The sequence below is a fragment of the uncultured Fibrobacter sp. genome, from assembly GCF_937877005.1.
Lineage (GTDB): Bacteria > Fibrobacterota > Fibrobacteria > Fibrobacterales > Fibrobacteraceae > Fibrobacter.
In genome coordinates this window covers 1-1,443 of record NZ_CALEFV010000282.1, presented here as the reverse complement: position 1 = coordinate 1,443, position 1,443 = coordinate 1, and the positions used below count along the sequence as shown (strand labels likewise).

The window sequence follows — 1,443 nt, the reverse complement described above, 5'->3', positions numbered from 1 at the left end:
CCATTACGGCAAAGGGTGTGAGCAATTTTGCCTTTGGCGTCGTGATGTTCTTAATGCTAGGGCTCATGATTGTGGCGATCGGCCGCACGCATTCGTACAACAAGGAAAACGAAAACAAGAAGGCGGAACCTAAGGCATGAAAAAAATTATCATCGCAACAGCTACGCTTGTTGTTGCTGTCGCCGTATGGATTTGCCTGTTCGTCAAGTTTAGCGCAACTGAACAAATCCTGTTCCCTGGCGGCACGTTCCAGGTGTATGCCGTTTCTGACGCAAATGTGGGTGGATTCTCGACGGTCGAACTTTCCAATCAGGATTCCGTCATTTCTGCCCACGTGAACATTCGCTCGGGCATGGCTTACCCGTATGCAGGTGTGGGCGTTAATTTGCTCTCGGTCAATAATCGCCCGGCAAACGGATTCTTTGACTTCTCGGATTTTGATTCGCTTGTGATTGATGTCGAAACGGTCCGCATGCAGCGCGTGGGCATCAAGATTCTGAATGACGACCCCGTGTACAGTAAAAAGAATGTGTACCAGAGCTATCGCCCGATGGTCGCTCAAGCGCCGGTGATTATTCGCGACCGCGTGAGCCGCGCCTCCGTGTCGATGCTCGACTTTAAAGTGCCTGAATGGTGGCTTGCCATGCAGGGCCTTGAAGAAGACGATGGCCTGCGTTACATGAACCGCGGCATGCTCTTTGAAATCACGAACGGCGAAGGAACCATGCTCGGCATCCCCGACGACATCGTGGTGCGCTCAATCAAACTTTGGGGCGAAAACCGTACCTTCAAGGCGCTCATGTATGTGGCGCTTGTGGTAATGGTTTTGGTGTACGCGGGCGTTGTTGCGCTGACCGTTCGCAATTCCGCAGGCCACATTGCAAATCGCGAAAAGAAACTGGACGAATTGAAGACCCGCATGGCGCAGGCTGTAAAACTCCTGAAGGAATCGGACCGCTCGATTGCCGAAATCGCACTGGCCGTAGGCGAAAAGAATCCGGCCGCATTCGAAAAAGCTTTCTCCAAAATCTATGGCGTAAAACCTCTGGAATATAAGGCTAAGAAATGAGACGTATTTGGACTGTAGACCGCGTGATGCGGCTTTTGATTATGGCCGCCGGTGTCGGCATTCTACTTTGGGTGCTGCATTATTTGAGTGGCGTGCTCGCTCCGTTTTTTGCGGCGTTCCTTATCGCCTACATTTTCGATCCGCTGGTTACAAAAATCCAGAACAAGGTCAAGTTTCGCATTGCCGCTGTCATAGTGGTGCTTACGCTCATGATTCTTGTGGTGGGTGGAGCCTTGTGGCTTTTTATCCCGATGGTGGTGGGCGAAATCAGGCACCTTGGCGAATTGATTCCAAAACTGTTTAACGATTCTACGTGGGCCGAACGCTTGTCGATGTTCGTGCCGAAAAACTTGTGGCAAGAAATAAAGACGTTC

2 protein-coding genes are annotated in these 1,443 nt (G+C 51.1%); both read left to right on the top strand.

The features are described from left to right. Nucleotides 1-136: 136 nt before the first annotated feature. On the top strand, nt 137-1,069 hold the full coding sequence (locus tag Q0628_RS12560; RefSeq protein WP_298771477.1) for an AraC family transcriptional regulator: 933 nt from the start codon (nt 137-139) through the stop codon (nt 1,067-1,069). Continuing rightward, nucleotides 1,066-1,443: AI-2E family transporter (locus Q0628_RS12555; protein WP_298771476.1), on the top strand; the 378-nt coding region annotated here is incomplete at its 3' end. The genes Q0628_RS12560 and Q0628_RS12555, both read left to right, overlap by 4 nt.